General features: G+C 71.1%; 26 protein-coding genes. 15 read left to right on the top strand and 11 right to left on the bottom strand.

All coding sequences use genetic code 11. The features are described from left to right. Position 1: 1 nt before the first annotated feature. Positions 2-2,227 (bottom strand): PQQ-binding-like beta-propeller repeat protein, encoded by a 2,226-nt coding sequence (locus ABZ915_RS09445; protein WP_361798474.1) that lies wholly within the window; start codon positions 2,225-2,227, stop codon positions 2-4. Positions 2,228-2,384: 157 nt separating this feature from the next. On the opposite strand from ABZ915_RS09445, the gene ABZ915_RS09440 reads away from it, so the two are divergent. The 3 genes from ABZ915_RS09440 (at position 2,385) to ABZ915_RS09430 (ending at position 5,411) form a co-directional block, all read left to right on the top strand. Beyond that, positions 2,385-3,068 carry a DUF899 family protein gene (locus ABZ915_RS09440; RefSeq protein ID WP_361798470.1) on the top strand — a complete coding sequence of 228 codons (684 nt, stop codon included), beginning with the start codon at positions 2,385-2,387 and terminating at the stop codon, positions 3,066-3,068. 42 nt (positions 3,069-3,110) lie between these two features. After that, positions 3,111-4,055 (top strand): RNA polymerase sigma factor SigJ, encoded by a 945-nt coding sequence (sigJ, locus tag ABZ915_RS09435; RefSeq protein WP_361798467.1) that lies wholly within the window; start codon positions 3,111-3,113, stop codon positions 4,053-4,055. A gap of 93 nt (positions 4,056-4,148) precedes the next feature. Continuing rightward, entirely contained in the window at positions 4,149-5,411 is a 1,263-nt protein-coding gene (locus tag ABZ915_RS09430) for an FAD-dependent oxidoreductase (protein ID WP_361798464.1), read from the top strand. Here ABZ915_RS09430 and ABZ915_RS09425 read toward each other — a convergent pair. Next, a complete protein-coding gene (locus tag ABZ915_RS09425) occupies positions 5,400-6,062 on the bottom strand; it encodes a TetR/AcrR family transcriptional regulator (protein ID WP_361798461.1) in 663 nt (220 codons plus the stop codon). The two genes, ABZ915_RS09430 and ABZ915_RS09425, sit on opposite strands and share 12 nt — an antisense overlap. Before the next feature lie 153 nt (positions 6,063-6,215). Between ABZ915_RS09425 and ABZ915_RS09420 the strand changes: the two genes are divergently transcribed. The 3 genes from ABZ915_RS09420 (at position 6,216) to ABZ915_RS09410 (ending at position 9,181) form a co-directional block, all read left to right on the top strand. Next, entirely contained in the window at positions 6,216-7,247 is a 1,032-nt protein-coding gene (locus ABZ915_RS09420; RefSeq protein WP_361798458.1) for a medium chain dehydrogenase/reductase family protein, read from the top strand. A gap of 79 nt (positions 7,248-7,326) precedes the next feature. Further along, entirely contained in the window at positions 7,327-8,007 is a 681-nt protein-coding gene (locus ABZ915_RS09415) for an SRPBCC family protein (RefSeq protein WP_361798455.1), read from the top strand. Further along, positions 8,000-9,181, top strand: a complete 1,182-nt coding sequence (locus tag ABZ915_RS09410) for a M23 family metallopeptidase (RefSeq protein WP_361798452.1) — start codon at positions 8,000-8,002, stop codon at positions 9,179-9,181. Before ABZ915_RS09415 ends, ABZ915_RS09410 begins: the two co-directional genes overlap by 8 nt. Here ABZ915_RS09410 and ABZ915_RS09405 read toward each other — a convergent pair. Further along, positions 9,175-9,774 (bottom strand): TetR/AcrR family transcriptional regulator, encoded by a 600-nt coding sequence (locus ABZ915_RS09405; RefSeq protein ID WP_361798449.1) that lies wholly within the window; start codon positions 9,772-9,774, stop codon positions 9,175-9,177. The genes ABZ915_RS09410 and ABZ915_RS09405 overlap by 7 nt on opposite strands. Before the next feature lie 116 nt (positions 9,775-9,890). On the opposite strand from ABZ915_RS09405, the gene ABZ915_RS09400 reads away from it, so the two are divergent. From ABZ915_RS09400 to ABZ915_RS09390, 3 genes are all read left to right on the top strand, one after another. Then, on the top strand, positions 9,891-10,541 hold the full coding sequence (locus ABZ915_RS09400) for a peroxiredoxin-like family protein (protein ID WP_361798446.1): 651 nt from the start codon (positions 9,891-9,893) through the stop codon (positions 10,539-10,541). Positions 10,542-10,554: 13 nt separating this feature from the next. Then, positions 10,555-11,595, top strand: a complete 1,041-nt coding sequence (locus tag ABZ915_RS09395; protein WP_361798443.1) for a heme-binding protein — start codon at positions 10,555-10,557, stop codon at positions 11,593-11,595. A 109-nt stretch (positions 11,596-11,704) separates the two neighbouring features. Further along, on the top strand, positions 11,705-12,382 hold the full coding sequence (locus ABZ915_RS09390) for an HNH endonuclease family protein (protein WP_361798440.1): 678 nt from the start codon (positions 11,705-11,707) through the stop codon (positions 12,380-12,382). A gap of 100 nt (positions 12,383-12,482) precedes the next feature. Here ABZ915_RS09390 and ABZ915_RS09385 read toward each other — a convergent pair whose 3' ends face one another. The 4 genes from ABZ915_RS09385 to ABZ915_RS09370 all read right to left on the bottom strand — a co-directional run bounded on the left by ABZ915_RS09385 (position 12,483) and on the right by ABZ915_RS09370 (position 15,518). After that, on the bottom strand, positions 12,483-13,259 hold the full coding sequence (locus ABZ915_RS09385; RefSeq protein WP_361798437.1) for a polysaccharide deacetylase family protein: 777 nt from the start codon (positions 13,257-13,259) through the stop codon (positions 12,483-12,485). A gap of 162 nt (positions 13,260-13,421) precedes the next feature. Further along, positions 13,422-14,096, bottom strand: a complete 675-nt coding sequence (locus ABZ915_RS09380) for a hypothetical protein (protein ID WP_361798434.1) — start codon at positions 14,094-14,096, stop codon at positions 13,422-13,424. A 136-nt stretch (positions 14,097-14,232) separates the two neighbouring features. Further along, on the bottom strand, positions 14,233-14,946 hold the full coding sequence (locus tag ABZ915_RS09375; RefSeq protein WP_361798431.1) for a hypothetical protein: 714 nt from the start codon (positions 14,944-14,946) through the stop codon (positions 14,233-14,235). A gap of 26 nt (positions 14,947-14,972) precedes the next feature. Continuing rightward, the gene (locus ABZ915_RS09370; RefSeq protein ID WP_361798428.1) at positions 14,973-15,518 is read right to left on the bottom strand and encodes a sigma-70 family RNA polymerase sigma factor; all 546 of its coding nucleotides are present in this window, start codon (positions 15,516-15,518) and stop codon (positions 14,973-14,975) included. A gap of 37 nt (positions 15,519-15,555) precedes the next feature. Here ABZ915_RS09370 and ABZ915_RS09365 point away from each other — a divergent pair, with 37 nt between their 5' ends. From ABZ915_RS09365 to ABZ915_RS09355, 3 genes are all read left to right on the top strand, one after another. Next, positions 15,556-16,464 carry a serine/threonine-protein kinase gene (locus ABZ915_RS09365; protein ID WP_361798425.1) on the top strand — a complete coding sequence of 303 codons (909 nt, stop codon included), beginning with the start codon at positions 15,556-15,558 and terminating at the stop codon, positions 16,462-16,464. A 155-nt stretch (positions 16,465-16,619) separates the two neighbouring features. Then, positions 16,620-17,345 (top strand): DUF4232 domain-containing protein, encoded by a 726-nt coding sequence (locus tag ABZ915_RS09360; RefSeq protein ID WP_361798422.1) that lies wholly within the window; start codon positions 16,620-16,622, stop codon positions 17,343-17,345. Positions 17,346-17,438: 93 nt separating this feature from the next. Then, a complete protein-coding gene (locus ABZ915_RS09355; protein WP_361798419.1) occupies positions 17,439-17,981 on the top strand; it encodes a hypothetical protein in 543 nt (180 codons plus the stop codon). An 89-nt stretch (positions 17,982-18,070) separates the two neighbouring features. Here the strand turns inward: ABZ915_RS09355 and ABZ915_RS09350 are convergent, their stop codons facing one another. After that, a complete protein-coding gene (locus ABZ915_RS09350) occupies positions 18,071-18,616 on the bottom strand; it encodes a DUF4232 domain-containing protein (RefSeq protein WP_361798416.1) in 546 nt (181 codons plus the stop codon). A 259-nt stretch (positions 18,617-18,875) separates the two neighbouring features. Here ABZ915_RS09350 and ABZ915_RS09345 point away from each other — a divergent pair, with 259 nt between their 5' ends. After that, a complete protein-coding gene (locus tag ABZ915_RS09345) occupies positions 18,876-20,165 on the top strand; it encodes a helix-turn-helix domain-containing protein (protein WP_361798413.1) in 1,290 nt (429 codons plus the stop codon). Between the two features lie 23 nt (positions 20,166-20,188). Here the strand turns inward: ABZ915_RS09345 and ABZ915_RS09340 are convergent, their stop codons facing one another. Together ABZ915_RS09340 and ABZ915_RS09335 are read right to left on the bottom strand one after the other, a co-directional pair. Then, the gene (locus ABZ915_RS09340) at positions 20,189-20,668 is read right to left on the bottom strand and encodes a hypothetical protein (RefSeq protein ID WP_361798410.1); all 480 of its coding nucleotides are present in this window, start codon (positions 20,666-20,668) and stop codon (positions 20,189-20,191) included. Positions 20,669-20,868: 200 nt separating this feature from the next. After that, the gene (locus ABZ915_RS09335) at positions 20,869-21,441 is read right to left on the bottom strand and encodes a hypothetical protein (RefSeq protein ID WP_361798407.1); all 573 of its coding nucleotides are present in this window, start codon (positions 21,439-21,441) and stop codon (positions 20,869-20,871) included. Between the two features lie 377 nt (positions 21,442-21,818). Here ABZ915_RS09335 and ABZ915_RS09330 point away from each other — a divergent pair, with 377 nt between their 5' ends. Then, a complete protein-coding gene (locus tag ABZ915_RS09330) occupies positions 21,819-22,406 on the top strand; it encodes a hypothetical protein (RefSeq protein WP_361798404.1) in 588 nt (195 codons plus the stop codon). Here the strand turns inward: ABZ915_RS09330 and ABZ915_RS09325 are convergent. Continuing rightward, complete coding sequence (locus tag ABZ915_RS09325; RefSeq protein ID WP_361798401.1) at positions 22,394-23,314, bottom strand: hypothetical protein; 921 nt, start codon at positions 23,312-23,314, stop codon at positions 22,394-22,396. The genes ABZ915_RS09330 and ABZ915_RS09325 overlap by 13 nt on opposite strands. Before the next feature lie 370 nt (positions 23,315-23,684). Between ABZ915_RS09325 and ABZ915_RS09320 the strand changes: the two genes are divergently transcribed. Next, positions 23,685-24,758 (top strand): histidine kinase, encoded by a 1,074-nt coding sequence (locus tag ABZ915_RS09320; RefSeq protein ID WP_361799445.1) that lies wholly within the window; start codon positions 23,685-23,687, stop codon positions 24,756-24,758. The last annotated feature ends 12 nt before the right edge of the window (positions 24,759-24,770 follow it).

Below are 24,770 nucleotides of genomic sequence, written 5' to 3'. Positions count from 1 at the left end.
GTCAACGAACCGTGGGGCGGTCCGGGCGTACGGAGAAGGCCGTGTTGCCCGCCACCGCCACGATCGCGTCCTTGACCAGCAGCAGGCTCGGGGTGTTCTCGCCCGCCGAGTTCCCGAGGTCGTCCATCGCGGCCGTGCGCCACCGCTCCGCTCCGGTGCCCCGGTCCAGCGCCAGCAGACGGCCGAAGTGGTTGGCGAGGTAGAGGTCGCCGTAGTGCGACGAGAACACCGGTGTGGACAGGTTCTCCAGCTGCGTGGCCTTCCGCCACAGCTGCTTGCCGGTGGTCGCCGACACCGCGGTGACGACTCCGTCCTGCCGTACGACGTAGACGGCGCCGTCCACCAGGGCGGCGGCGCCGCGCGCCGTTCCCGTCAGCGGTAGCCGCTTCGCGGCGCCGCTGCTCGGGTTCACCCGCACCAGCGCCGCGTACGACCAGTCGCCCACGGACTGCGACACCTCGTTCGGGTTCTGCGTCACGGCGAACAGGAACTGTCCGCCGGACATCCCGAGCGGCTGCGCCGTCGGCGGCAGCGTCGTGAAGTCGCTCCGGGTGCCGTTCGACGTGTCGAGCCGCAGCAGGTTCACCGGAACCCCGTTGGGATCGTCGTCCGCCGAGCACAGGGCGTACGGGGCGCCGCCCAGCGCCAGCGGTTTGCAGGTCTTGCCCGGCACCGCCGCCGGCGACGTCCACAGCGCCTTGCCCGAGGGCCCGTACGCCACGAACCGCGTCCCGGAGGACGACATGGTCAGCACCCCGCCGTCGAACACGTACGCCGGTGCGTCGTTGTCGCCGATACGGCGCGCCCACCGCTGCTTCCCGGTGGCGGCGTCCAGGGCGACCAGGTTCAGGTACCTGTTGCCGGCGGCCGCGTCGTCCGGCATGGAGTAGACGTAGACGAGCCCGTCCTGGACACCGACCGGCCGTACTTCCTGCGGGTTGGTGCCGGACCGCCACAGGGTGCGGCCGGAGGCGGCGTCGACCTTGGCGACCGTGAAGCCCGTTCCGGCGCAGTACACGGCCGTTCCGCCCGGCAGGCACCCGGACTCCGCGTAGAAGATCGGGTCGATGCCGCCCGAGCCGTGCGTCAGCTTCGTCCGCCAGGGCTTCCAGCCGGCGGGCAGCGCCGCGGCGCGCGTGCCGGTGGAGGCGGACGACGAGGACTTCGTCGGCGGCTGCGAGGTCGAGTGCGACACGAGGTGCATCGTGGTGACGCTCAGCCCGGTGACGGCCAGGGCCGCGGCGAGGCTGACGAGGACCCGTCGCCGGCGGCGTCCGCGGCCGGCACGGGGCGCGGCCGTGTCACCCGTCCCGCCCGTCCCGTCCGTCACGTGGGTGGGGTCCGTACCCGTTGGCCCGGGGCGCGGACGGACACCCTGGCGGCGGGGTTCCACGGCGGTCGCGGCCGCGGTGGAATCCGGCAGCGTCTGGAGCATGCGGTGCAGTTCGGCCGGGTCGGGCCGGGCGGCCGGGTCCTTGTCCAGGCAGCGTTCGACCATGCTCCGGAGCGGCTCCCGGAGCCCGTCCAGGGTCGGTGGCTCGTGCATCACCTGATAGCCCGTCAGGTACGGGCTGCCGCCGTCGAAGGGACGGTTGCCGGTGGCCGCGTACACCAGGACCGACCCCAGCGAGAACACGTCCGAGGCCGCGGTGACGTCCCGCGGCGAGACGAACTGCTCCGGCGACATGAACGGCGGGGTGCCGATCAGCCGCCCGGTCACGGTGAGGGTCTCGTTGTCGGCGGCGCGCGAGATGCCGAAGTCGATGACGCGCGGCCCGTCCTCGGCCATCAGGACGTTGCTCGGCTTCAGGTCCCGGTGCACCAGGCCCACCTGGTGGATGTCCCGCAGCGCCTCGACGAGCCCCAGCCCCAGCGCGCGCAACTCCCGCCCGTTCAACGGGCCTTCCTTGGCCACGACCTCCGACAGCGTGCGGCCCGGCACGTACAGCGTCGCCATCCACGGCTGCCCGGCCTCCGGATCGGCGTCCACCACGGGGGCGGTGAACGCGCCGCTCACCCGGCGGGCCGCCGCGACCTCCTGCCGGAAGCGCGCCCGGAACTCCTCGTCCTGCGCGTACTGGGCGTGCACCACCTTCACCGCGACCTGCCGCCCCGAGGCCGCGCGCCCCAGGTAGACGACCCCCATGCCACCGCTGCCCAGCCGGTCGATCAGCGTGTAGCCGCCTATCGACCCTATGGACTCGGCATCCCCGGGGCTCAGCGGCATCGCCGGTCACCTTTCCCAAACGCTGTGCATCGAGAGCGATTTCAGGTCCTCAGACTAAAGGCTGACCCTGTACCCCGTGTCGTGGCCGACACGGTCGCCGGGCGCGAGCGGGCGCCATAGACTCGGGACCGGGGGATGGCCACCCCAGGAGGACGCGATGTTGCGGCACACCAGACTGGCCGGGGAATCGGCGGACTACCTCGCGGCCCGCGAAGAGCTGCGCCAGGCCGAGATCGACCTCATGCGGCACCGCGAGACGGTCGCGGCCCTGCGCCGGAGCCTCCCCCAGGGGCCGCCCGTGGACGACTACGTCTTCCTCGAAGTCCCCGCGGACCTCGACGCCGGCGACACACCGGTCCGCGAGGTCGCCCTGAGCGAGCTGTTCACCGGCCCGGGACGACCGCTGATCGTCTACCACTTCATGTACGGCAAGCTCCAGAGCAGCCCCTGCCCGATGTGCACCCTGTGGATCGACGGCTTCGAAGGCGTCGCCCGCCACCTCGCCCCCAACGCGGACTTCGCCGTCGCCGCGGCCGCCGACCCGCCCACCCTGCGGCAGTACGCCCGCGATCGCGGCTGGCGCCGGCTGCGGCTGCTGAGCTGCGGTGACAGTACGTTCAAGTACGACCTGGGCAGCGAGGACAAGGCCGGCGAACAGGACTCCACGGTCTCCGTCCTCACCCGCGACGGCGACGGCACGATCCGCCACTTCTACTCCGCCCACCCCCGCATGGCCGACGACATCGACCAGCGCGGCATCGACCTCCTGGCCCCCGTCTGGCACCTCCTCGACCTGACACCGCGGGGCCGCGGCGAGTGGTACGCGAGCCTCGACCACTGACCGCCGCCTCCGTCGCGCGCCGCGGGCACTAGGATCCGGGCCATGGCGCTGACCGTGCACGACGTGGACCGGTTCGAGGCCTTCCGGCCCCGTCTGGAGGCCCTCGCGTACCGTCTCCTCGGCTCCGCGAGCGAGGCCGAGGACGTCGTGCAGGAGACGTTCCTGCGCTGGCAGGCCGCCGACGTCGAGCGCATCGAGGTCCCCGAGGCGTGGCTGACGAAGGTGCTCACCAACCTGTGCCTCACCCAGCTCACCTCGGCCCGCGCCCGGCGCGAGACCTATGTGGGCCAGTGGCTTCCCGAGCCGCTGCTCGCCGGGGACCCGATGCTCGGCCCGGCCGACACCGCAGAACAGCGCGAGTCGGTCTCGTACGCGGTCCTCGTCCTGCTGGAGCGCCTCTCTCCGGGCGAGCGGGCGGTGTACGTGCTGCGGGAGGCCTTCGGCTACCCGCACCGGGAGATCGCCGAGATCCTCGACCTCACCGAGGCCGCCAGCGCCCAGATCTTCCACCGTGCCAAGAAGCACGTCGCGGCCGGCAAGGCCCGCACCGGGATCGACGAGGCCGCCGCCCGGCGGATCGTCGAGGAGTTCCTCGCGGCCGCCACCAGCGGCCGGACCGAGCCGCTCGTGCGGCTGCTCACCGAGGACGCCGTCTCGGTCGGCGACGGCGGCGGGAAGGTCCCGGCCCGCGCCAAGGCGTTCGAGGGCGCGCTCGCGGTCGCGAAGTTCCTGCGGGGCCTGTTCAAGCCCAGCGAGGCCAAGCGCGCCCTGGTCGGCGGCTCGCCCGAGATGTATGTCAGGACCGCCAACGGCGACCCCGCCGTCGTGGCGGTCGTCGAGGACCGGGTCGTCGGCGTCATGTGCCTGGAGATCACGGCCGAGGGCATCGCCGCGTTCCGCAACCAGGTCAACCCCGACAAGCTCGAACGCGCGACCCGGCAGTGGGCGGCCGGCGACCAGGGCGAGCCCCTGCTCAGCGCCTTCTGACCACGATGTGAGCTGCTTCACATCCCATTCCTGTCAGGAAACGGCGGACCGTCCGGTTCAAGAGGCGAATCCGCTCAAGACAGGAGCCAGGAAATGCAGCACCGCATCGTCGTCCTCGGAGCCGGATACACCGGAGCCATCGCCGCCGGGCGCCTCGCCAGGAGGCTGCACCGCGAAGACGTCGCCATCACTCTCGTCAACGCCGAGCCCGACTTCGTCGAGCGCGTCCGGATGCACCAGCTGGCGACCGGCCAGGATCTCGCGCCCAGGCCCTTCGGCGAGATGTTCGCGGGCACCGGCGTCGAACTGAGGCTCGCGAAGGTCACCGGCGTCGACACCGACCGCAAGACCGTCACCGTCACCGTCACCGACGTGAACGACGCCGCGGGGCCGGCGGCCGAGAAGCCGACGGCTGAGGAGCCGGCGGCCGAGGAGCCGGCGGCCGAGGAGCTGGCGTACGACACCCTCGTCTACGCCCTCGGCAGCGGCTGGAACAGCCAGGGCGTCCCCGGCACCGCCGAGCACGCCCACGAGATCGCCGGCCGCCCCGGAGCGCTCCGGCTGCGCGAGCGGCTGGCCGGCCTCGGCGCCGGGCAGCACGTGGTCGTGGTCGGCGGCGGCCTCACCGGCCTGGAGGCCGCGACCGAGATCGCCGAGGCCCGCCCGGACCTCGACGTCGCCCTCGCCGCCCGCGGTGCCCTCGGCGACTGGCTCTCGCCCAAGGGCCGCCGGCACCTGCGGAAGGTCTTCGGCAGGCTCGGCATCACCGCGTACGAGCACGCCGCCGTCACCGCCGTCGAGGCCGACCGCGTCGCCACCGCCGACGGAGCCTCCGTCCCGGCCGCGGTCACCGTGTGGACCACCGGCTTCGCCGTCCACCCGATCGCGAAGGCCACCACCCTGGAGGTCACCGGGACGGGCCGGATCGTGGTCGACCGGACCATGCGCTCGGTCTCGCACCCGGACGTGTACGCCATCGGCGACGCGGCCATGGCGATGGGCCCCGGCGACAAGCCGCTGCGGATGTCGTGCGCCTCGGGCACCCCCATGGCATGGCAGGCCGCCGACGCCATCGCGGCGCGCCTGACCGGCGGAAAGCTCCCGAGGACGCCGCTGCGCTACTTCAACCAGTGCATCTCACTGGGCCGGAGGGAAGGCCTGATCCAGTACGTCACCGCCGACGACCGCGCGGTCCGGGCGGCCCTGACCGGACGGCTCGCCGCCGTCTACAAGGAGCTGATCTGCAAGGGCGCGGCCTGGAGCGTCGCCAACCCGATGCTCGGGATGCCGACCCGGCCCCGCCGCGTCGTACACCGGCCCGCCCAGGCCGCCCTGGCGGTGAAGTCACCGGCCTGACGCGCCGGGGCCGGCCAGGTCGTCCAGTTCGGCGTCGAAGAACTGCGCGGGGTCGAAGCCCATCCCGGTGAAGTGGCCGGCGAGTTCCAGGGACAGGACGCCGTGCAGCCGGGTCCAGAAGCTCAGGGCCCGGTGCAGGACCGCGGGCGGGGCGGGATGCCCGCCCGCCCAGTCCCGGTGGCCTTCGAGGTGCCCGTCGAACGAGGTCACCGGGCCGGCCGGCGGCAGCGCGGCGAAGGCGTCCAGAAGGGTCGCCATGATCTCGGCCGCGATCGCGGTGATGTCGTCGGGCGCGTGGTAACCGGGGACGGGCGTGCCGTAGATGAGGAAGTAGCGGTGGGGGTCCGCCAGGGCCCAGCCGCGCAGGGCGTGCGCCAGCGTGGCCACGTCGGTACCGATCTCCGAGGCCGCGCGGATGGTGTCGGCCAGGCTGCGGTACGCGTCCCGGACGAGCTCGGTGATCAGCTCGTCACGGCTGTCGAAGTACCGGTACAGCGCGGGTCCGCTCATGCCCATCCGCTTGGCGATCGCGTTGAGGGAGAGCGCGGACGCGCCCGCCGCGGCGATCTGCTCCCACGCGCGTTCCTTGATCTCCGTACGCACCTGGGCGCGATAGCGCTCGCGCGGGGTCTTCGTGCCCTTGTCCGTCATCGGCCTGCCGCCTTTCCGCACCGCTACGCCTGCACCCGCAAGCTTAGTTAGAGGCTATCACGGAAGCTATTGACTCTCCGCGTGCCGGTGAGTTACAACTTCTAACGAACGCGAAAGCAAGTAACCACATCGGGAAACGCAGCGGAGGTCACCATGAGCGCCGAAGGACTCGTCGAGGTCGTTCTGCCGGGCAAGGTCGAGCCCGAAGGACTCCAGATCCGGCACGGAGCCGTCCCCACCCCGGGCCCGGGTCAGGTCGTGATCCGGATGGAGGCGACCGGGGTCTCCTTCGCCGAGCAGCAGATGCGGCGTGGCCGCTACTACGACCAGCCCCCGTTCCCGTTCGTCCCCGGCTACGACCTCGTCGGTACGGTGCTGTCGACCGGCGAGGGCGTCGAGCCGGGCCTGGCCGGCACCCGGGTCGCCGCGCTGGTCAAGGTCGGCGGCTGGGCCAGCCACGTGCTCGTCGACGCGGCGGACGCGGTGCCGGTGCCCCACGGGATCGGTGCGGCGGAGGCGGAGACCCTCGTCGTCAACGGCATCACCGCCTGGCAGATGCTGCACCGCAAGGCCCGCGTCCGCGCCGGGCACACCGTCGTGGTGCACGGCGCCAACGGTGGCGTCGGCTCGGTCCTGGTCCAGCTCGCCCAGGCCGCGGGGGCGCGTGTGATCGGCACGGCGTCCGCCCGCCACCACGACGCCCTGCGGGAACGCGGAGTGACCCCCGTCGACTACCGCGGCGGCGACCTCGCCGCACGGATCCGCGAACTCGCCCCCCGCGGGGTGGACGCCGTCTTCGACCACGTCGGCGGGCGCGGCATCGTCGACTCCTGGCGCCTCCTCGCCCCCGGCGGCACGCTCGTCTCGTACGGCAGCGCCTCCACCCGTGACGACGAGGGGTCCAAGCAGTGGCCCGTCATCAAGCTGCTCTTCCGGGTGTGGCTGTGGAACACGCTGCCCAACCGCCGCAGCGCCTACTTCTTCAACGTCTGGGCCGGCCGGGCCCTGGCCAAGAACCGGTTCCGGTCCCGGCTCCGCGCCGACCTCACCCAGGTCTTCACCGCCCTCCAGCGCGGCGAGGTCACCGCCCAGATCGCCGCCCAACTGCCGCTCACCCGCGTCGCCGACGCCCTGCGGCTGGCCGAGTCCGGCACCGTGGCCGGGAAGGTCGTGCTGAACCCGTAGCGGACACCGAGCGCGCGGTCAGATCACCCAGATCACGCAGATCACCACGACGACACGACGGCACGACGAGAGGACCACCATGTCCGGCAACGGCCCGTCGCCCTCACCCGGTCAGCGCCCCCGCCCCCTTCGCCTGCGCACGGCCGCGGTCACGATCACGGTCTCGCTCGCCGTCGCCGGCGTACTCGCGAGCACCGTGCCGCCCGCCCAGGCCGCACCCGCCCACGCCGCCCGCCACAGCGACCCGTCCGAGTGCGGCGGCCACGGCGTCGACACCGGCGCCCTCATCCGCTACCGGTCCGACGTCGTGATCAAGGCGCCGCTGAGCACCGTCTGGAAACTCCAGACCGACGTGGAACGCTGGCCGTCCTGGCAGCCCCCCGTCACCGGCGTCGAACGTCTCGACCCCGGCCCGCTGCGGAAGGGTGCGCGGTTCCGCTGGACGACCCCCGCACCGGCCACCCCCACGACCCCCGCCATCACACTCGAAATCACCTCCACCGTCCGGGAACTCCAGCGTCACGACTGCGTCTTGTGGAGTGGACCCGCCATCGGTGACGGGCTGCGTATCGACGAAGGCGTCCACCTGTGGACGTTCAGGAAGGTGAGGGGCGGCGTGCGCGTCCATACGGAGGAGACCTGGACCGGCGACCAGGTCGAGGCAGACGTTCCCACGGCGACCGCGGCGCTCGGGGCGGGCATCGAAGCCTGGCTGCACGACCTGAAGACCGCCGCCGAGGCAGCCCACGAGCATGCCTGAGGCCGCGCAACCGCCGGAAGCGCGGGCCCTGGCGCGGTTCCTCACGGCGGACCCGGACGACCGGCCCCGCCTCGCGCCCCGCGTGGCGGAAGCGGTCGGCGCGGACACCCTGGAGCGGATCGTCCGCGCCACGATCGCCCGCGTCGGAGATCTCGTCACCGTGGCGGACGGTCCCGACGGGCTGATCGTGACCGGCAGCAAGGGCCGGGTGCGGGCCTGGGCCCAAGTGGCCCCCGACGGCGAACTCACGGGCCTGCTCCTCGAAGGCGCCCGCTACACGCCGGCACGGCGCCGCCGACGCGGGCCGGTGCTCCTGACGTGGGCGGTGTGCCTGATCCTGGTCGCGTCGTGGACCGTCCTGACCCTGTGGACGGCGGCCGACCGGACCGCCTGGCTCGGCGACATGGCGACCCTCGCCGCCTTCTACGTGATCGTCGAGGGGTGGGGCGCGCCGGCGCAGCAGCCCCGTCTGCCGCGCCGCCTGGTCGAAGCGGGCGGCGTCGCGGCCGTCGCCTCCGCGTGGCGGCTGCCCGGTCTGCCGGCGGGACACGGCACCCTCGGCCTTGCCGGCGGCCTGGCGCTCCTGGCCGGAGCCGTGTGGCTGGTCGCCGCCGCGCGGCTGCACCGCTGGAAGGCACCGCTGTCCCAGCCGCTGCTGTTCCCGCTGGAGGGCACCTGGTACGTCGTCCAGGGCGGCGGCCGAGCGCTCAACCACCACGCCCGGATCCCGGAACAGCGCGGCGCGCTCGACCTGGTCGCGCTGGGCCCGTACGGCACCCGTACCGGATCCGGCCATGACCTGACCGCCTACGCCGCCTACGGACGTCCCGTCCGCTCTCCCTGCGACGGCCGGGTGGTCTCCGCCGCCGACACGTTCCACGACCAGAAACCGGGCGAGATCCGCTACCAACCGCCTTACGGCAACCACGTGTTCCTCGACACCGGCCGGGAGATCGTCAAACTGGCCCACCTGCGCCCCGGCTCGGTGACGGTCACCGAGGGCGACACCGTCCGCCGGGGCCAACTCCTCGGCGAGGTCGGCAACACCGGCAACACCACCGAGCCGCACCTGCACATCCACGCCGAACGCGAAGGCATCGGCCTGGACCTGGAGTTCACCGGCGTGAGCGGCCGGCTCCACCGCGGGCGCAGGATCCGCGCCCGACGTCAGTAGGCGGGCTCGCCGCCGAGGAAGGCCAGGGCCGTGGACACCGTCCGGTGCAGGGTCGGGGCGCCGGCCCCGGCGCGGGAGCGCAGGTTGACCCCGTAGGCGAGCGTGGCCAGCAGCTCGGCAGCGGCGGCGAGTTCGGCGTCCGGGGCCAGCTGCCCCCGTGACCGGGCGGTGCGGAGGGCGGCGAGCAGGGCGTCCCGCAACCGGTGATGGTGCCGTTCGAGGACATGGCGGACCTCCGCCTCGCCGTTCTCCGTGCCGGCGTGCGCGTTGACGACCATGCAGCCCCACCGGGCGTACGGCCCCGAGCAGCGGACCTCGATCAGCCCGGTGAAGAACTCGGCGACGGCCGGCAGCCCGCGGTCGTCCTCCGCGAGGCGGCGGAACGCCGGCTCGGAGTGGGTCTCGACGTAGCGCCGCAGCGCGGCGAGGTACAGCTCCTGCTTTCCACCGAAGGTCGCGTACAGACTCGACCGGTTGAGCCCGGTCGCGGTCACGACGTCCTGTACGCCGGTCGAGGCGACGCCCTGCCGCCAGAACAGCCGTACCACCGTGTCCAGGGCCGCGTCGGGGTCGAAGTGCTTGATGTCCGGCATGCGTCCTTCACCATCTTGAAACGATGGTTCCAAGATAGCGCGTCACCCGCTACTCTCGGATCAACTTGGAACGTCCGTTCCGAGTTGATCCGTCGTCAGCAGGGGGAACAGCAACGATGAGCCTCGATGCCGAACTGCGGGCCTTCTTCACGACCCGCTACCCGCAGATCCCCGCCGCCCAGCGGGACGTGATGGAACGCGCGGCCCGGGAACTCGCCGCGTCCGGACAGTCCGAGCGCGCCCTGTCCGCGGGCGCCCAGGCACCCCGCTTCAGCCTGCCCTCCGCCGCGGGCCGGACCGTCGCCCTGGACGAACTGCTGGCCGGGGGCCCGGTCGTGCTGACCTTCTACCGCGGCGCCTGGTGCCCGTACTGCAACCTCGCGCTGCGCGCCCTCCAGCAGCACCACGACGCCATCACCGCCCGCGGCGCCCGCCTGGTGGCCGTCTCCCCGCAGATCCCCGACGAGTCCCTGACCCTGGCCGAGAAGCACGAGCTGGCCTTCGACGTGCTCAGCGACATCGGCTCGGACACCGCCAAGCAGTACGGCCTCGCCTTCGACCTGTCCGACGAACTGGCCGCCGTCTACGACGAGTTCGGCTTCGACCTCCAGCGCGTCAACGGCGGCCACGCCCGCACCCTGCCGCTGCCGGCCACGTACGTCATCGGCCCTGACGGCATCATCCGCTGGGCGTTCGTGGACACCGACTACACCAAGCGGGCCGAACCCGCCGACATTCTCGCCGCCCTCGACGCGGGCCCGCGCTGATGATTTCGTACCCATGTCTGATACTCCACGCCTTCCCGGGCTGGAGTCGGCCGAGGCTGCCTGGCTGGTCCAAGCCGCGTTGGACGTCGGTGCGGAGCGGGGGTTCCCTCCGTTGGCGGTGGCCGTCGTCGACGTCGCCGGGGAGGTGATCGCCCTGCGGCGGGACGACGGCGGTATGCCCATGACCAGCCGAATCGCCGTGGCCAAGGCACGCACCGCGCTGCTCGCCCTCAAGCCCTCCGGGCAGATCGACCTGCCCGGCGGGATCGTCGACGGCATCCAGCACCTCTACGGCGGCGACTTCGTCCCGTGGGCCGGCGGAGTCCTGGTCGCCGACGGTGAGCTGATCCTGGGCGCCGCGGGCGCGTCCGGTGCCCATGCCGTCGAGGACGAGGAGGCCGTGCAAAGGCGGTGCGGCGGTGGCAGGAGGGCCGTTCCCACCACTGAGCAGTGCGAACGGCCCCCGACCTGGGTAGCTGGTCGGGGGCCGTTTCGGTGCCCGGAATCCGTGGCGGCCGAGGGGGGGAACATGTCAGGTGACGTGGCGGTCGCGGTGATCGCCGCTGGGTCCGCGTTGGCGGCCAGCGTGATCACCGGCGGTATGGCCTGGCTGGTGATGCGGATCCAGCTGACACACCAGGCGAGGGAGCAGCGTTCCGCTCGGCGTGAGCAGGTGCTGAGGAATGCGTGCGCTCAGTGTCTTGAGGCGATCAGCAAGGCCCGGCTGGAGCTGGCCGCGATCGGCAGAGCGGCCGTGGCGCGATCGGATGAGCTGCGAGCGGTCGCGGAGCGGGAGCTGGACGTGGCCGTAAGAGCCCTGTTCACCCACAGGACCCACCTGACGCTCATCGCGGACACCACGGTGCAGCGGCTCGCGGCCGACATGACCGACGCGTTCGAAGCGCTCTGGGACAAGCAGGAGCAGACACTGGCCGCGGGCGCGTCCCTCACGGAGGACGAACTCTGGTCGGCGCAGACCCAGGAAGCCGCGACGTTGGAGAAAGCCATGGCGGACTTCGTCACCAGGGCCGGCCAGGTCCTGAGGTCTCTCTGATCAGCGAGTGGCTCGTGGCACACCTGTCCGGTGAACTCACGCGTCCACCTGGCTCATCAGTTCGAGTCGAACCGCTCGAAAGAGGGACGCGCGGTCGAGTCTGCTTTGTGTGATCAAAAACCTCAGACGTGCCGCCATCGCGGCCGCACTCCTCGTCGTGCCCCTTGCGGCACCCACTCCGGCTCATGCGCAGAATCGTTCCTCTGAGACGTACGTCCTCCCGATGGCGGAAGCGGTCCACGACCTCCCGCTCGCGGCGGAGGTGAGGGACGGCTACCAGCGCACGAGCTTCAAGCACTGGAACGCGGGCGCGAACCCGACCGACGGCTGCAACACCCGAGCGGAGGTGCTCATCTCCGAGGCGGTCGTCCCGCCCCAGGTCCTCCCCGGCTGCAAGCTGTCGGGCGGGCTCTGGTGGTCGTACTACGACGCCAAGTGGATGACCCCGGCCTCCGCCCTGGACATCGACCACATGGTGCCGCTCGCGGAGGCCTGGGACTCCGGGGCGTCGCAATGGACCGCGCAGCGGCGTGAGGCGTACGCCAACGACCTCGGCGCCCAGGCCTCCCTCGTCGCCGTCTCCGCGGCCTCCAACCGCAGCAAGGCCGACCAGGACCCGGCCCAGTGGCTGCCGCCGGCCGTCGACGCCACGTGCCGGTACGCCTCGGAGTGGGTCGCCACGAAGCTCCGCTGGGGACTCACCGTCGACGCCGTCGAACTCGAGGCACTCACCCAGCTCGCGGACGCGTGCCCCGGCACCGTCCTGACCTACGAACCCGCTCCGTAGAACCGTCCGTCGTTCCCGAGCCGACGCCGCCGTACAGCTGCACGGGGACCAGCTCCCGCCTGGTGAGCCGCTCCGGCGCGTTCGGCACCGCCACGTGAGCTCAGCGCACCGGGAAGCCGTAGGAGTAGCCCTGCTCCTTGAGCTGGGGGAGGACCCGGCGCAGGGCCTCGACGGTCTGGGAGCGGTCGCCGCCCGCGTCGTGGAAGAGGAGCGTCGGCCCGCTGGGCAGCTCCCGCTGCACGGTGGCGACGATGGCGTCCGCGCCCGGCCGCTCGAAGTCCTTGGTGTCCACGTTCCAGCCCAGCGGGCGCATGCCCCGGGAGGCGGCCAGCTTGCGGCTGTACGGGGTGAAGGCCCCGCCGGGCGCCCGGTAGTACATCGGCCGTACGCCACCGGACGCCTCGGTGATCATGCGCTCGGCGTCGAGGATCTCCTTCGACTGGTAGGCCTCGGACTTCTTGTCCATGGTGGTGTCGTGCGACACCGAGTGGTCGCACAGCCGGTGCCCGGCCGCGACCACCTTCTTCACCAGGTCCGGGTGGGCCTGCGCCTGCGTTCCCACCATGCAGAACGTGGCCTTCACCCCGTACTCCCGCAGCACGTCGAGCACCTGAGGGGTCCACGTGGGGTCGGGGCCGTCGTCGATGGTGATGTTGACGCCGTGGTCCCCCTTGTCCGAGGCGTGCACGATGGTCACGTCCACCGGCTTGACGGCGTCACTGCCCGGCTTGGCCGACGCGGTCGCCTTGGGCGACGAGCCGCCCAAGGCGCCGGCCTGCGCGGACCACACGGAGGCACCGGCGGCCAGCAGCGTCATCCCGAGCGCCGCCCCGAGCACCTTGCCGTACCAGCCCCGCCCGCCGCTGTGACGTGCCATGTCCGCCCCGCTTTCACGCAGTTCCTCGCCGATGCGTGGTCGCCTTCCGACCACCTGAGAGGACGAGGGGCGGCAGCCGGCGGATGCGCCCGTTACCGATCAAGGACAATTCCGGGGGAGTCCGCGGACAACTCGACTACCGGGACACGATTCTGACCGGGATCAGTCGGCCAGCCGGTTGAGGGCGGCGGCAGCGATGCCCGCCATGTAGCCGGGGTCGTCGCTGGGCTGACCGGACAGCTCCACGATGCCGAACCTGTGACCACTGCGGATCACCGCGACACCACCGGCGACGCGGCCGTCGCCGCCGAAGGCCGTGTACCAACTGCCCTCACCGGCCCTGGCGTTGATCGCATGCCCCTTGCCGTAGTGCCAGTGACCGGCCGGCTCGTCCTGGCAGCCGCGCACCAGCTTGTCGAGCCGCTTCTCGTACGAGACCGCCGACGTGTCGGTGGCGCCGTCCGCGACGGATTCGGTCAGCGAGGTGTCGTCGGTGTCGAAGGCCCAGGTCACGTCGGCATAGGCGGCGGCCTTCCCCTTGGTCAGCGTGCGCATCGTCTCCTCGCCGGAGCAGGCCGAGAGAGCCTGCTTCCCGGTCATGTCCACCGTCGCGCGGACCGGGGCCAGGCCCTGCTGGAAGAAGTCCTCGCTCTGCATCAGGTTGCCGGAGCCGAGACCGGGTTCGGCCGGGCCCTGGCCCGCGCCGGCGGCAGCGGGGTGCGTGCCGATGACGAGCGCGATCAGGGCGGCACCGACGGAGGCCGCCACTCCTGCGGTACGACCGCGACGCGAGGGCTTCTTGCCGGCCGTCCGGTTGGTGAGCTGGTTGTCGAACATCTCATCTCCTGTCTGGGCGCGACGCGGTTCGCGTCGTCGTACCAGGGAGATGCGCGAGGAACGGGAGAATGTTGGATGGTGATCCGCCGCGATCGCTGTGATCCACATCACTTTCGCCGGCGAGGTCGGAGTGGTCTCAGAGCCGTGTCACGGCCGCACGGACGATCCGCGTCATCGCGGCCGTGTCCAGGCAGGCGTCGACCTCCAGGATCCCGTAGTGGGAGCCGTTCTGGAGTATGGCGATGCCACCACACGGCTCCTTGCCCCGTGGAGCGGTCCCCGTGGTGTTCAGGTCACCGTCGTAGGAACCCATCCAGCTCGCGGTGACACTCGTGGCGACATCGATCGTGTGCGTCGGCCCGTAGACCCAGTGACCGGCCGGTTCCTCCTGGCACGGCACCTCCTCCAGCAGCAGGCGCTGGGCGTAGTTCTGAGCCAGTGCCCGACTTCGGGCGTCGGCGGCGACCTCGCGCGCGACCTGATCGGTGATGTTCACGGCCAGGGTGGGGTCGCTGTCGTCCGTGTCCTTGGTCGTCACCAGCCCGCGGAAGTGGGCGTCCGGCCCGCCCAGGGTCTCGCCGAGGGTCTTCTCTCCGGCGCAGGCCGCGTTGGCGTACCTGCCGTCTCCGACACGGTCGCGTACGTAGATGCGCTTGGCGAACCCGGCCTTCCTGAACTCGGCCGCCGCCAACAGATGCCGGTCCGTCATGGGCCCGCCGGCGGGCTTCGGCGCCGGAGAGCCGTGACCCGGCGAGGACGCCGAAGCGCCCGGTGGCCCTGCCGGGGTGGCCGGAGCGGAGCGTGCGGGCAGGACGAACCGGCCGGTCAGCAGGCCGAGTCCGATGGCCACCGCCAGGATGACGAAGTCGGTGCGTCTCAGAAGCCACCGCCGAGGCGGTCCCGCATGAAGCGACGAGCCTGGTGGATGCGGTCCTTGACCGTGCCCAGGGGAGCGTCGGTGATCTCGGCGACCTGAAGATAGGTCAGGTCTCCGAGGTCCCGCAGCACGAAGGACTCCAGGAGGGCCGGATGCCGCTCCTCCAGGGCGGCCAGCGCCTCCATCAGGTCCAGGCGGGTCCCCGCGATGACGCTCGTCGTCCGAGGGTCGGCGCCCTCGGGAACGACCGCGTGACTGTCCTCCGCGCGCCGGCGCATCGAGCGGTACGTGGACCTGGCGGCGTTCGAGGCGATCACCGTCACCCACCCGCGGAACGAGCCCCGCCCGCTGTACTCGTGCAGATGTGTACTGATGGACAGCAGGGCATCCTGCGCGGCCTCTTCGGCGTCGGCGTGGTGCGGAAGGAACCTGGAGCAGCGGCGCACGACCACGGGCCGAAGCCTGACGAGGAGGCGGTCCAGGGACGCCCGGTCACCTGCCTGGGCAGACGCCACGAGCCGCGCCAGCTCATCCTCTTCCAGCACCGTGCTGTCCCCCTCGCCTCAGGCAAAATGCTTCCACATGCAGAAGCTAGGTCGTTATCTCCTTGAGGAGAGACTGGGAGCCGGCTCGTTCGCCACCGTCTGGAAAGCATACGATCCCGAGCTCGACACGGACGTCGCGGTCAAGGTGCTGGCCGACAACTGGGCGTCGAACGCCGATGTACGGCAACGCTTTCTGGCGGAGGCGAGGCTGCTCCGCAGGATCTCCAGCCCACGTGTCGTACGCGTGCACGACGTCGGCGTCGAGGACGACCGGCCCTACTTCGTCATGGACTACGTCCGAGGCGGCACGCTGGCCGAGAAGGTCGGGCACTGCCGGCCCGCGGAGGCACTCCACCTGGCAGCCGAGGCCGGCTACGCCGTCCAGGTGCTCCATGAAACAGGCGTCGTCCACCGCGACGTCAAGCCGTCGAACCTCCTGCTCGACGCCGGCCGTACGCCCACCGCCGTACTCGTCGCCGACCTCGGCAGCGCGAAGCGACTGGCTGACGCGTCGGGGCTGACCGTGACCACGGGCACCCCCGCGTACATGGCGCCCGAACAAGCCCTCCAGACCGGCGGGTTCGACGGCCGAGCCGATGTGTACGCCCTCGCCGTCGTCACGTTCGAACTGCTCACCGGACGCAAGCCGTTCGGTCCTGGCGGTCGCGTGGGCCTCACGACAGAGCGGGCATCGACCTCGTCGTTGCCCATGATTCCCAGAGAGCCCGGGGTTCCGGAGGGCATCGACACACTTCTCCGTGCCGCGCTGGCCGCGGACCCCGAGGACCGGCCCCCCACCGCGCAGGCATTCGCGGATGCGCTGCTGTCCCGGGAGGGCGAGGAGTGGACGCGGGCCAGGCCTTCGGAGCCGGCACGCCCTGTGGTCTGGCTGGCGGCGGTCGTCGTGTTCCTGGTGACGACGGTTCTGACCTGGTTGGCCCGCTGAAGCTGTGTCACGGGCGCGTGCCAGCCAGGTCCTGGACGTGAGACGGCGGCAACCCGCGATCAGGAGCGGCCGTCTTGGTGATCGTGAACGCGCGGTGACCGAGCACCTGGCGCCCCGCATCTGTCGTCTCTGTCCTCCTGGAAGGGAAATCTGTAATGAACCGTCGTCTGCGCACCGCCTTCTTCGCCACCGCCGTGCTCGGTGCCGGCCTGCTGACGACGGCGTGCGGCAGTGGTGACTCGTCGTCGGCGTCGGCCGACGTGGCCGCCACCCCGCACTCCTCGACGGCATCCGGCAAGGGAGGCACGACGGCGGCCAACGGCGGCGGGAGTGGGAGCACGAGCGGCACGAACAGCGGTTCCGGCGCCTCGAAGTCTTCCGGCACTTCGAAGTCCTCCGGCGGCGGGACCACGGGAAGCGGCTCCTCGGGCAAGTCCGGTACGGGCGGCACCGGCACGTCCGGAGGCAAGAGCGGCTACGGGCAGAGCTGCGGGACCAACGACATCTCCTGGAGCGTGAGCTCCGAGTCCCAGGCCGGTGGCTACTTCCTGATCAAGGCCAAGGCCAAGCCCGGCATCACCTGTGTCCTCAAGGCCGCACTGCCGGTCGTGGCCTTCGGGTCGGACGGAACGGAGGCCGCGCCCGCGGAGCAGTCGGCGGGCCAGGACATCACGCTCCGTGCCGGGGTCACCGCCTATGCCGGTGTGAACCCGAAGACCACCAAGGAGGACGGCGGCAAGGAGCTGAACAGCCTCATCGTCTCCGTCTCCGACACCGACCCGAACCCGGTGTCCCTGAAGGTCGGCTCGTTCGTCGTCGACAAGCCGATCGTCACCAGCTGGCACACGTCCGCCGCTGACGCCGTTCCCTTCTCGAGCTGAGGCAGACGGACAAGGCCCTTTGATCTACGGTCATCACGCACAGCGAAAAGGCCCGGGTCCTGGACCCTGGGCCTCGATCACGGAGCGGGTGACATGCTGAGGGTCGAAGAGTTGGAGGCCGTGCTTCCGTCGATGACACGGTGGCGTGTGCCCGGGGGGCGCCACGTGGACTGGGCCGCTCTGGAGGCGGGTCTCGGGACGGCGCTGCCCTCGGACTTCCGCTCTCTGGCGGAGGCGTATCCGGTCCTGATCGTCGACGGCTTCCTGAGCGTGTCCGTTCCCCGGCCCGGCACCGAGGTGTTGTGGGCGTCCGGGTGCAGGCAGGACGAGATCCTTCAGGATCTGTACGAGATGGGCGACACCGAGGGCTACGTTCCCTACCCGGAGCCGGGCGGACTGATCTCCTGGGCGGAGTCCGACTCGGGGGACTCCTTCTACTGGAGGACGAGCCCCGCGGACCCGGACGCATGGACGGTGGTCGTCCGCGGAGCCAACGGCGACTGGTCGGAGTTCCCGGTCGGTGCCGTCGAGTTCCTGGCCGGCGTGTACGGGCGCACCATCGACGTGCCCGGCATGCCCAGGGACTTCCCATGCGAGAACCCGCAGGTACTGGGCCTGAGCGACCGCATCGACTGATCGGCGACAGGCGACAGACGGCGGGAGCCCGCGTGACGTCCGCGATGCGGCCGCCGCCGGCGACCGCATCGCGTGGACGCCGGGGCCGGCTACCAGACGAGGGCGTCCGCCGCGTTGTCCTGCCAGTAGGTGACGGCGGCGAGGCTGTTGAAGAAGACACCGCCGTTCGGCAGCTTCAGGGTCTTCTCCTTGTCGGTCGCGTTGCCCTTCCTGTCAGCGAAGATCACGCCCAGGGTCTTCTCGGTGCCGCCCCCTTCGCCGTCGGGGGTGGACGTCAGGATGCCCGCGTAGGCGGACTGACCGGGCTTGAGCACCACCACGGCCTGCGGCGTGCTCTCCTGGTTCCACGCCACCGGGGCCTGGGCGTCGGCGCCGGCCCTCAGGTAGGGGGCGCTGTAGGCGTAGCAGGGCTTGGTGCCGGTGTTGGTGGCCTTGAGCAGCAGGTGGTTGATCGGGCGGGTCACCTCGGTGACGGTCAGCTCGGTGTTCGCCGCGGTGCAGGTGACGACCGAGGAGGCCTGCGTCGTGGCGGCGGCGGTCTGCCCGGCGGCCTGGATGCCGACGAGCGCGAGGGTGGCGGCGACGACCATGGAGGAGGCGGCGGTGCGGGAGGCGAGACGAGTGGCGATACGCATGAATGGACTGCTTTCTCTGAACAACGAGTAGCTGGTGGGCAGCAGGCGATGGGCGCGCCGGAAACGTGTTCCGTGGAAGGGGAGTTGAGCGGGGCCGAGCACCGTGTCCGGCGAGGCGCCGTGCTTGGATGGCCCAAGCCTGTGCCATGCGGCGTCCCCTCGGCCATTCCATCGGGAATTTTGGGACGCTGGGATGCGAGACCGGCTCTGACCAGGGGAAACGTGACCTTCCTGGGATGCCGAACGGAATGGAGGACTGGTGGGGGCGGCTGAGGAGATCGCTGAGTTCGCGGCGCTGCTGCGCGAGTTGAAGCAGCGGTCCGGGCTGAGCTACGAGGCGCTGGCGAAGCGGGCGCACATGAGCACCTCGACGCTGCACCGGTACTGCAAGGGGGAAGGAGTACCGGCCGACAACGCGGCCGTCTCCCGCTTCGGCCGGGTGTGCAGAGCGACCCCGGAGGAACTGGTCGAGTTACACCGGCGCTGGGTCCTGGCCGACGCGGCACGGGAGCGCGCCCGGCGGGCCGGGGCGGATCGTGCCGCAGCGGAGTCGGAACCGGCCTCCGCCCAGCCGGAGGCCGGGTCGGACACCCCGCCGCCACCCCCGCCCGAGGCGGCTGTCCCCGCTCGCCGCACGCCGAGGCTCGTTCGGACCGCCCGCGGACGGTGGGCCCTGATCGCGGCGGGCACCGCCGTCGTCGTCGCCGTGTCCACCGCGTTCGCGGTCGACCTGAAGGGCGGGGGCACGGACCTGGCGGAGCACGGCCGGCCGACCGGCACCGTGACCTCCTCCGGACCGCCGGCCTCCACCGCCTCCACGCCGCACCCGTCGGCGTCCACGTCCCCCTCCGTACGTCCGAGCCACTCCCCGGCCCCGGTCCGCACAACGCCCGACGCCGAGCCGTCGGCACACGACACCGACCCGGGTCCCGCCCGGGACAGCGCCGCGGTCCCGCTCACGGTGAGCACCCGCACCTATGCCTGGGACGACCCGCAGTGCGAGGGGAAGTACCTGATCGACCGGCCTCCCGGCGAAGTCTCGCCGCCGGTGATGGGGCAGGACGTCCCGGGCTGGGTGAAGGCGCACGGCGCCATCGCCGCCGACGGTCAGCGGGTGGCGCTGACCGTCCAGGGCGCCGGGGACGAAACGGTCGTCATCGAGTCCCTGCACGTCCGTGTGGTCGACTCGGGCGCGCCCCCGGCCTGGAACGCGTACGAGGGGTCGTCGGGCTGCGGCGGAGGCGTCGAGACGAGGTCGTTCGACACGAACCTCGACGCCGCTCACCCCACCATCGTGCCGAAGGCCGGCCAGCGCGGTGTCCCCTACAAGGTCAGCCAGTCCGATCCCGAGGTGCTGTACATCACCGCCCACGCCGACGCCCACGACGTGCGCTGGTACGTGGAGCTCCAGTGGTCCAGCGGCGGCCGTCAGGGAACCACCCGGATCGATGACCACGGAAAACCGTTCCGCACCAGCGGCAGCCGGGGCCGTCCCCTCTTCGAGTACCCGGTCGGCGGCCCCAAATGGTACAGAGTGACGGAGAACTGATCTCCCGTAGGTCGGCCCGCGCTTCAACGGGAATCGCGGCACGAGCCGTGAAGCACGCGTGAGCCTCCGCAGCCGCTCGTCGCGGCCGGACGGAAGCTGCGGCTGAAGTTCAGGGCGATGTCCAGCGCGAAGAAGTTCTTTCCTCTGCCCGTCCGGGCGCGCAGCAGGATGCGGTGCTCGGCCACCGGCACCGCCTCGGGAAGTTGAAGGTTCCACGTCTGTCGCCACGGACCGGCGGGCGGCCTGGGGTCACCCGACAGCCTCGCGCCCACGCCCTTCAACAGGTCGGGCAGCTCGTAGTTCCTGTCGAGCATCTTCACCGGACCGAACTTCATGATCACATTGCAGGTGACCCGGGTCAGGTCGACCGGCTCCTTGAGGTGGCCGTTCATCTCCCACGAGACTTGGTGCCCCAGCCACGGCAGGGCCGGGGTCAGTGTGATGTCGAGGCCGTCCAGGACATAGGTGCCGTCGCTCACGTCCTCCACCAGGCGGATACTCATGTCACTCCTCACCCGTTCGCTGGACGGGGAAGGCCGGAAGACGGCCGGGGCACCGGGTGCCGCGCGCCTGGTGCCCGGCTCGCGGGGTGCACACAGGGCGTGGCTGTCGGAGAATGGTCCAGACTGGGGACCCCGGCCCGATTCCGGCGGGCCGGGGCTCCACAGTGTGCGGTCGGCGTACTACTAGTAGTCCTCGCGGCCTAGTAGTCGTCGCCGTGGTCGCCGCGGTCGCCGCGGTCCTCGTGGTGGTTCCTGATCACCCGGAAGCTGGCCACGACGCCCTTGTCGATGTCGATGCCGTCGACCCATCCCGGGCGCACGCCGTCGCTGGAGCTGTGGGGTCCGACGGTGGCGATGGGAGCGCCGTTGTCGCAGACCGCCCCACGGAAGACCTCGACGGTCTTGCGGGTGTCGTTGCGGACGTTCAGGCTCTTCGCGCCCAGGCCGCTGATCACGGTGATGCAGTCGCCGGGGTTGGCGTGGTACGACCGCTCGTTGATCTCGATACGGCCCTCTTCCCGGCCGTGGTGGTCGTTGTCCTCGTTGCCCTCGTTGCCCTTGCTGTTGTTGCCTTCGTTGCCCTTGCTGTTGTTGTTGCCGTTGTTGTTGTTTCCGTTGCCGCCACCGGCGGGTGCGACGGCGGGCGCGGCGGCAACGGCCGGGGCCTCCTGGGCCGCCGGGGCGGAAGCGGCCGAGGCGTAGGTGATGCCAGTCGCGGCCAGAGCCGCAGCGGCCGAAACAGCGGCGGTGACCACCGTGGAACGAAGCTTCATGTCGCGATCTCCTGTCTCAGAGCTGCCGGCCCGTCAGCCGGCTCGTGAACGAACTTACCCACGGCTGGCATGTCGGTCATATCGGAAGATCGGCAGTAGAGCGCCAATCGAGGCATTTATAACGGCACTTCTGAAACTGATGGAGAATCACATCACTATGATGAAAAGCGGATTGACATACTATTAGTCCTTTCGGGGGATCTTCTGATGCCTGCTCACCCCTTGGCGTCAGCGTGTCGCTGCGGATGCGGTGCGGCGGGTCGTGTTAGGCGGGGACTGATCGCACCGAAACCCGCTGGTCAAGGTCATGCCTGACCGACCGTCGCGGTGGGCGGTCATGTGGTTGAACATGAGGTGTGCGATTCGATTCCGTTCCCATGCCGGCGACCGTCGAGGCCAGGCCTCGTGACAGCCGTGGCTACCCCGTACCTGCCATCACCCCGTGGGAGGGCGACGAGCCCCAGTTCGCGCTCACCGACTACGGCCGCAGCGCCGAGTGCGCACGACGGCGTCTGTGTTCCGTCTGCGACACGCTGATGCCCAAGGGTCCGGTGTGGCGGGTGGTCGGCGCCGCGGAGAGCTCCGCGATCCGCGAGGCGCTCGCCGCCGGGCGGCCGTACCGGAACATGGCGGCGACGCTGGAAGCGCCGGGGCACCGCGCGTGCATGCTCTACGCCTCGATGGTCTGCCCGTATCTGGCTCGCCCCAACGCGCGGCGGGGGCTGACGGCGGAAAGCCCGGACGACATGACCGCGCATGTCGTCCGGGGAGCCGTCCGTGGTGAGCTGGGTGCCGTGGTGGGATTCGGCGACTACGAGTTCGCCGTCACCAAGACCCAGGTCCTGTTCCGCTTTCTCGATGTGGTCGAGTACCTGCCGCATGACACGGCCGACCAGCACCTGCCGGAGCTCCAGGCCGAACTCGCCCGCTCCGGTGGGCGGTTGGGCGGCGGTCAGCCGCGGTAGGCAGGCAGGCCGGTGTGCTTGGAGACCTTGACGGGCTTGCCGAAGCCGTGGGCGGTCTTCGTGATGGTGTACGTACCGGTCGGGGCGCGGAAGGCGATGGTCTTGCCGTTGGGCGACCAGGTGGGCTCGGTGTAGTCGGTGGTGGCGCTGGGGGTGACGTCCTTGACGACGTGGGTGGAGCCGCCGAAGTCCTCGACGAAGAGGTGGTCGTGCCCGTGGACGGAGCGGACGAAGACGACCTCCTCGTTGTCGGGGGAGAGAGCGGGCTCGGACCCCTTGGTCAGCGCGCCGCCCTGCTGCCGCAGGTAGTCGTCGCGGATGTAGACCTCGCCGGTGTGGGTGTTCTCGTAGACGGCCGTGCCGTAGCCGCCGCCGACGTTCGGCCAGGTGTTGTCGGTCTGGGGGAGGGCGCCGTCGCCCGGGTCGCCGTTGAGGCTGATCTTCGCCGGCTTGCCGTGGTCGGCGGTGGCCTTGATGCCCTCCAGGACGGTGTGGCCGTGGACCTTGGCCGAGAAGATGAGGTTGTTCTTCGCGGGGATCCGGTTCGCCCGGTCGGCGGCGGTCACCTGCCAGGTGGGGTGGGACCAGGTCTGCCCGCCCGGGTTGGCGGCGACGGTGACGCGGTGGCTGCCGTCGGGGCTGGAGACGACGAGGTCGCCGTGCCCGTCGATGAAGGCGGCCTTGCTGCCGCTGGGGTTCCAGGCCAGGTCACGGACGGTGGTGCCGAAGTCGATCGACCTCCCGTTGACCACGACGTGGCGGGTGCCGTCGCTGAGGGTGAGTCCCCTGGGCACGGTGAGTGTGTGGGCGGACGCGGCCGCGGCGACGGCCGTGCCGCACAGGGTGAGCAGTGTGGCGGCGCCCGCGGTGACGGCGGCTGCGGTGCTCCGGCGGTTACGAGTGGACATCGAGGTTCCCCCAGGGATGTGGATGACGCTGCGACGAGACTTCCGCGGGAACCGCCCGCCGTCCCTGGGACCTGAACCGGTCCTTTCGGCTTGCCGCCCTTCGCGATGAGAGGAGTCTCCCAACAGAGAGTGCCGGAGCTGTGCGCTCACCGTCACAGCTGTGCAATAACGGGTCAGATGGGATGAAGAAACGTCAGGAACGGACGAGAGGGCGTCGCAGGTGCCAGACGTGGGCGGGCGGCAGATCCAGCGGAGGGAGTGGAGCGGGAGCCTTTCTAGGATTGCCACGGTGAACAGGAGTACGGTCGCAAGGTGGTCGGCAGCCTTCGCGCGGGCCGGAATCGTGGCGCTCTTCGTGCTGATCACCGCAATGAACGCCCTGACCGTCAGCGACGGTCGGTACCTGGTCCCGGCCACGGCCTCGGCGGTGGTCTGCGGCGTGGCCCTGCTGGTGCCGCGGTTGCGGTGGCCCGTCGCGCCGTTCCTTGTCACCGTGGTCACCGCGTGGTGGGGATGGCTCACGCTGATACTGCTGGCCGTCGTCATGTTCGACCTGGCCGCAGCCCGTCGGTTGCGGGTGGCGGCGGGCTGCGCCGTCGTCGCGCTGACCGCCAACCTGCTCGGCTTCCCGGCATCCCGCATCTGGGACGAACTACGGTATGTGTCCGCGGTGTTCGTGCTGCTGTTCGGCCTCGTCGTCGGCCTGTGGGTCGGCAGCCGCCGTCGACTGGTGCAGGCGCTGGCCGCCGACGTGGAGCACCTGCGTGTCGAGGCACAGTTGCGTGAGGAGGCCGCGCGCGTCGCGGAACGATCCCGTATCGCCGCTGAGATGCACGATGTCCTCGCGCACCGCCTCAGCCTGATCGCCCTGCACACCGGTGTGCTGGCCACGAGGAGCGACACGCTGCCCGCGACGGTCGCCGAACGGCTCGGTCTGCTGCGCACCGCGTCCACCGCAGCACTGGCCGACCTGCGCGACGTACTCGGCGCCCTGCGCGAGCCCGACACCACGCGGGCGCCTGCCGCACTGGCCCCTGCCGTGAGGGATGCACAGGAACTGGCCGACGAAGCCCGCGCCGCCGGCCAGCGCGTCGGGATGACGATCCAGGGCCACCCGGAACAGGCCCCCACCACCCATCGCCTCGCGGTGTACCGCATTGTCCAGGAAGCACTGACCAACACCCGCAAGCACGCCGCCGGCGCCCTGGTGACCGTACGCGTCGACTACGGGCCACCGGCCACACTGGTCGAGGTCACCAACACGGCCGGCACTCCCGGGGAAATCAGCTCCGTCGACTCCGGCTACGGACTCATCGGCCTACAGGAACGTGTGGCCGCCCTCGGCGGCCAACTGAACGCCGGACCAGCCGGCGCGGGCGCCTGGCGGCTCGCCGCCCGCATCCCCCACCCTGCCGGCATCGAACAGAACGGCACCCGCACATGATCCGCGCCATGC

Origin of the sequence: Streptomyces sp. NPDC046915, from assembly GCF_040644935.1 — a bacterium.
Classification (GTDB): Bacteria; Actinomycetota; Actinomycetes; order Streptomycetales; family Streptomycetaceae; genus Streptomyces.
The sequence above is the reverse complement of the archived record's forward strand: the minus strand, read 5'-3'. Positions and strand labels throughout refer to the sequence as shown.